The organism is Mesorhizobium sp. M4A.F.Ca.ET.090.04.2.1 (assembly GCF_003999085.1).
Lineage (GTDB): Bacteria > Pseudomonadota > Alphaproteobacteria > Rhizobiales > Rhizobiaceae > Mesorhizobium.
In genome coordinates, this window is sequence record NZ_RZOT01000355.1 from 1 (window position 1) to 6,365 (window position 6,365).

General features: G+C 66.4%; 1 protein-coding gene. It reads left to right on the top strand.

Translation table 11 applies throughout. The features are described 5' to 3' along the window. The coding region (locus tag EN781_RS22480; protein WP_127400346.1) for a glucoamylase family protein at window positions 1–6,365 on the top strand (6,365 nt) is incomplete at both ends.

Genomic DNA, 6,365 nt, shown 5'->3' on the forward strand with positions numbered 1-6,365 from the left:
CGTCAACCGCACCAGGCAGATGCGCCAGATCGCCAACGAGGTCGCCGACCGGGTGCTGGCGACAGACGACAATGCCGACCGGCAGAAGATCCTGTCGCACTATGGCAGCCACGCGCAGGACACCACTTTCGCCACCCAATTGCTCTACCGCCTGCGCGACGGCTCGCAGAACGCCGGCCGGGCGCTGGAATGGCTGGAAAGCGAGCTGGAAAAGACCGGCTCCGATGCCGAGGAGATCATCATCTCCGAGCATCACACACTGTCCAGCGGCAACGTCACCACCGGCAACATCATCCGCGGCCTGCGCCTCATCAATGACGTCGACTGGACGGTCTGGTTCGAGGGCGTCAGCCGCATCGACACGCTGCTGCGCGAGAAGACCGACTTCGCCGCGCTCGACTTCTTCTCACGCGACCAGTACCGCACCGCCATCGAGGAACTGGCGCGCCGGTCGGAGCTCTCTGAATTCCGCGTCGCCGAAAAGGCGATCGAGCTTGCCGGCCATGTTTTGATCGCCGATGCCTCCGGCGCTGAGGTTCCCCAGGCCGAGGCGCCCGACACCGATGCCACGGTGCATACCGATGTCGGCTTCTTTCTGGTCGGCCCGCGCCGGCTGGAGCTGGAAAAGGCGATCGGCTATCGGCCAACCATCAGCGTCACGGTCAAACGCGCTTTCTCCGCCACCGGCTGGCTGGGCGTCGTCGTGCCGGTCTTTGCGTTGACGGTGCTGTTGCTGGCGCTCGCCGGCAACGCGCTCGACCACCTCGGCCTGGCGCTGCCGTCGATCGTCCTGATGCTGGCCTTGTTCGCCGTGCCGGCCTCGGAAGGCGCGCTCGCCTTCTTCAACACCGTCGTCTCGCTGTTCCTGAAGCCGACGCGGCTCGTCGGCTATGACTACAAGCATGGCGTGCCCGCCGAGGCGCGCACGCTGGTCGTGGTGCCCTCGCTGATCGGCTCGCGCGACGATGTCGAGGAGAATATCCGCAACATCGAGGTACATCACCTCGCCAATTCGGCGGGCGAAATCCATTTCGCGCTGCTTTCGGACTGGCCGGACTCGAAGACCGAGATCGACGCCGCCGACATCGAGATCCTGCAATTTGCCCGCGACGAGATCGCCAGGCTCAACGCCCGCTATCCGACCGAAGGTGCGCCGCTCTTCTATGTCCTGCACCGGCGCCGGCTCTACAACGCCGCGCAGGGCTGCTGGATGGGCTGGGAGCGCAAGCGCGGCAAGCTGCATGAGCTGAACCTTCTGCTGCGCGGTGACAGCGACACCACCTATTTGCCGCTTGACGTGCCGCTGCCGGAAAACGTCGTCCATGTGATGACGCTGGACGCCGACACGCGCACCACACGCGATGCAGTGGCCAGCTTGGCCGGCAAGCTCAGCCACCCTCTCAACCGGCCGCATTTCGACGCCTCAAAACGCGTCGTCACCGCTGGCTACACCATTCTGCAGCCACGCATCACCGCTTCGCTGACCAGCGGCGACGACGCCTCCTTCTTCCAGCGCGTTTTCTCCGCCAACCGCGGCCTCGACCCCTATGTCTTTGCCGTTTCGGACGTCTATCAGGACGTCTTCGGCGACGGCTCCTTCACCGGCAAGGGCCTCTACCATGTCGACGCTTTCGAGGCGGCGCTGAAGGGCCGCATCGAGGAAAACACCATCCTCAGCCACGATTTGCTCGAAGGGGCGCTGGCGCGCTCGGCGCTGGTCACCGATGTCGAACTGGTCGAGGACTACCCGACCCGCTATTCGGTAGACGCATCACGCCATCACCGCTGGGCGCGCGGCGACTGGCAGCTTCTCGGCTTCATCCTCGACCCGCGCTCCGGCGTGCCGGCGCTGTCGCGCTGGAAGATGGTCGACAATCTGCGCCGCTCGCTCACGCCGATCTTCTGGGTGATGGCGGCGATCGCCGGCTGGACCCTGCTGCCCTTCACGCAAGCCGCTCAATGGCAGGCGCTACTGATCCTCACTTTGTTCATGGCGCCCACCTTTGACATCGTCAATGGCATCCTGCCCAAGAGCGGCGACCAGACCCCGCGCGGCCATTTTTCGGCGCTGGCGCGCGACACCATCTTCGGCACCGCCCTGGTCGCGCTCAAGGTGCTGCTGATGGCGCATCTCGCCTGGATGATGGGCGATGCCATCATCCGCACCCTCTATCGCTTGTTCGTCAGCCGGCAGAACCTGCTTGAATGGCGCACCGCCTCGCAGGCGCACAAGAGCGGCGGCAGTGACCTCGGCGCCTATTACGGCATGATGTATGGCGCGGTGATCATCGGCGTCGTCGGCCTTGCCATCCCGGTGCTGGCCGATTCCACCGGCGCCTTCGTCGCCTTCTTCTTCGCCATCTTCTGGATTGGCTCGCCGGCTGTCGCCTGCTGGATCAGCCGCTCGGCCGAGACCGAGGACCGGCTGCGCATCTCGGCCGCCGACATCCATACGCTGCGCACCATCGCGCGGCGCACCTGGCACTATTTCGAGACTTTCGTGACGGCCGAGCATCACCATCTGCCGCCCGACAATTTCCAGGAAAGCCCGGCGCCGGTGGTGGCGCCGCGCACTTCGCCGACCAATATCGGCGTCTACCTGCTGTCGGTGGTGTCGGCGCGCGACTTCGGCTGGATCAGCCTGTCTGACGCCATCACGCGCATTGACGCGACGATGACGACCATCGAGAGCATGCCGCGCGACCGCGGCCATCTCTACAACTGGTACGACACGACGACGCTGAAGCCGCTCTATCCGCTCTACATCTCGGCCGTCGACAGCGGCAATCTCGCCGGCCATCTGGTGGCGGTCGCCGCGGCTTGCGCCGAATGGGCGGAAGCGCCTTCCGTGCATCTGCAGGGCGATTTCGAGGGCATCCTCGATACGGTGACCATCCTCGACGAGAGCCTTGAGGAATTGCCGGACGACCGCCGGCAGCTGAGGCCGCTGCGCCAGCGACTTGCCGACCGTCTCGACGGCATGCGCCGCGCCGTCATGACCATCAAGGCACAGCCCGAGATGGCGTCGATCCGCACCATCAACCTGGCGGTGCTGGCCGGAGAGATACGCAAGCTCGCCGCCGCCATCCACACCGAGGCGGCCTCGCCGAAGAGCGACGTCATCGCCGACTGGGCGGCGCGGCTCGAAGCCACCTGCGAGGCGCATGTGCACGACTCGCACAACGACGAGAACGCGGTCGAGGCCTTGCGCGCCAAGCTTCTGGCCCTGCGCGAGCGTGCCCGCCGCTACGCCTTCGAGATGGATTTCTCCTTCCTGATGCGGCAGGAGCGCAAGCTTCTGTCGATCGGCTACCGGGTCGAGGAGCACCAGCTCGACGAGAGTTGTTACGACCTGCTCGCCTCGGAGGCGCGGCTCACCAGCCTGTTCGCCATCGCCAAGGGCGACCTGCCGACCGAGCACTGGTTCCGGCTTGGCCGGCCGATCGTCGAGATCGGCTTCCGGGGCGCGCTGATGTCCTGGTCGGGCTCGATGTTCGAATACCTGATGCCGCCGCTGGTGATGAAGGAGCCGCATGGCTCGATCCTCAACCAGACCAGCAAGCTGATCATCAGGCGCCAGATCCAGTACGCGCGCTCCAAGAATGTGCCCTGGGGTATTTCGGAAGCGGCCTATAATGCCCGCGACCGCGAGCTGACCTACCAGTACACCAATTTCGGCGTACCCGGCCTCGGCCTCAAGCGCGGTCTCGGCCAGAACACCGTGATTGCGCCCTACGCCACGATCCTGGCGGCGCAGTTCAATCCGCGGGAGGCGGTGCACAATCTGGCCCGGCTGAAGGCGATCGGCGCGCTTGGCCGGCACGGTTTCTACGATGCCGTCGATTTCACCCCGCAGCGCGTGCCCGAGGGCACCGACCACGCCGTAGTGCTGAACTACATGGCGCACCATTCCGGCATGTCGATCGCAGCCGTCGCCGACGCCATCTTCGAAGGCCGCCTGCGCGACCGTTTCCACAGCGACCCGGTGATCGAGTCGGCCGAGCTCCTGCTGCAGGAGAGGGCGCCGCGCGACATCCCGACCGCCACCGTCAGGACCGAAGCCGACGAGCGCTCCAAGGACGAGACCGAGACAGAGAGCCCGGACACGCGCATCATCCTCGACCCGGCCAAGGCGCTGCGTGCGACCAACGTCATGTCCAATGGCCGCTATTCGGTCATGGTCACCGCCACCGGTTCCGGCTACAGCCGTTTCGGCGAACTTGCCGTCACCCGCTGGCAGCCGGACCCGAGCGAGGACCGGCTCGGCTCTTACATCTTCCTGCGCGATGCCGGCACCGGCGACTGGTGGTCGGCGACCTCAGAGCCGCGGCGCACCGACCATGAGCGCGTCCAGACCCTGTTCTCCGACGACAAGGCGAGCTTCATCAAATCGGTCGGGTCGCTGCGCTCGGAGGTCGAATGCATCGTCATCTCGGAAGGCAATGGCGAGGGCCGCCGCGTCACGCTCTACAATGACGGCGCCACCGACCGGCACATCGAGGTGACGTCGTTCGCCGAGCTGGTGCTGGGCAACGAAGCTTCCGACAATGCCCATCCGGCCTTCTCGAAGATGTTCGTCGAGACCGAGATCGCCTCGAACAACAGCGCGATCTTCGCCGTCAGGCGCAAGCGCGACAAAAACGACCCCGATATCGCCGTGGCGCATTTCGTCACCGATCCGTCGGGGCCGTCGCGCGATGCCGAGGCCGAGACCGACCGGCGCGCCTTCATCGGCCGCGGCCGCACCATCGTCGACGCAGCCGCCTTCGATCCCGGCGCCAAGCTCGGCGGCCATTCCGGCTTCACGCTGGACCCGATCGCCTCGCTGCGCCGTCAGGTGCGCGTGCCCGCCAACAAGAAGATCTCGCTGACCTTCTGGACCATCGTTGGCGCCAACCGCGCGGAACTCGACGAAGCCGTTGCCCGGCTCGACCATCCGGAAAGCTTCGCTCGCCAGGCGATGCTGGCCTGGACCCGCAGCCAGGTGCAGACCCGCCATCTCGGCCTCAGCCTGACCGACGCCGCCAATGTACAGAAGCTGGCGCGCTACCTGATCTATCCCGATCCGTTCCTGCGCCTGCCGGCGGACTCCATCGCCTCCGGGCTCGGCAAGCAGTCGAGCCTGTGGCCGACCAGCATCTCCGGCGATTTCCCGATCTTCCTGGTCCGCATCGGCGACGTCGCCGACCTGGAGATCGTCGCCCAGGCGCTGCGCTTCCAGGAGTATATGCGAGCGCGCGGCATGATGATCGACTTCGTTGTCGTCAACGAGCAGGCATCGTCCTATGTTCAGGACCTGCAGCGCGCGGTCGAGACGCTGTGCGAGAACAGCCGCCTGCGCGGCAAGGAGCTCGGTCCGCGCCAGCACATTTTCGCCGTGCGCCGCGACCTCATGGACGAGGCGACCTACAAGACCCTGCTGGCGGTCGCCCGCGTCGCGCTGCATACGCGCAACGGCACCATCTTCGACCAGATCGAGCGCGCCGAAGCGGCTGCCCTGCAGGCGCGAGACGCCCTGCAGCAGGCCGGCGGCGTCGCGGCCGTGTCAACCTTGCCGGCCATTGCGCAACCGGCTTTTGCCGCCCCGGCCTCAACCAGCGCAAAAGCCGACGGCAGCGGCTTGAATCTCTGGAACGGCTTTGGTGGTTTCGATGGCGACGGCCGCCACTATGTCACGCGTCTCACCGGCCGGCGAACGACACCGCAGCCCTGGATCAACGTCATCTCCAACGCCTCGTTCGGCTTCCACGTCTCGGCCGAAGGCGCCGGCTTCACCTGGAGCCGCAACAGCCGCGACTACCAGCTGACACCGTGGTCGAACGATCCTGTCACCAACCGGCCGGGCGAGGGCATCTACATTTACGACCACGCCAGCGGCAAGGCCTTCTCGCCGATGGCCGCGGTGGTGCGCGACCCCGCCATGACCTACGAGACCTGGCACGGCCAGGGTTTTTCGACCTTCCGTACGAAGCGCGGGCCGCTGTCGATGGACCTGACCCAAGTGGTCGATCCGGCCGATCCGGTGAAGATCACCCGGCTGCGCATCCAGAATGCGGGCCCGGTGCCGGCGAGGCTGCGCGTCTATGCCTATGCCGAATGGGTGCTGGGCGGCCATCGCTCGCGCACGGCGGCGACCATCGTGCCGGCGCGGGACGTTGCGACTGGCGCGCTACTGGCCCAGAACCCCTACGGGCTCGACTTCAGTGAGCGGGTGGCGTTCCTCGCGGCCTCGACCGAGGTCCAGTCGGCGACGACCGACCGGGGCGAGTTCATCGGCCGCCACGGCAGCGGCGAATATCCGCAGGCCGTGCTTGCGGGCGCCGCCCTGTCCGGCCGGGTGGAGGCGGGCGACGACCCCTGCGCCG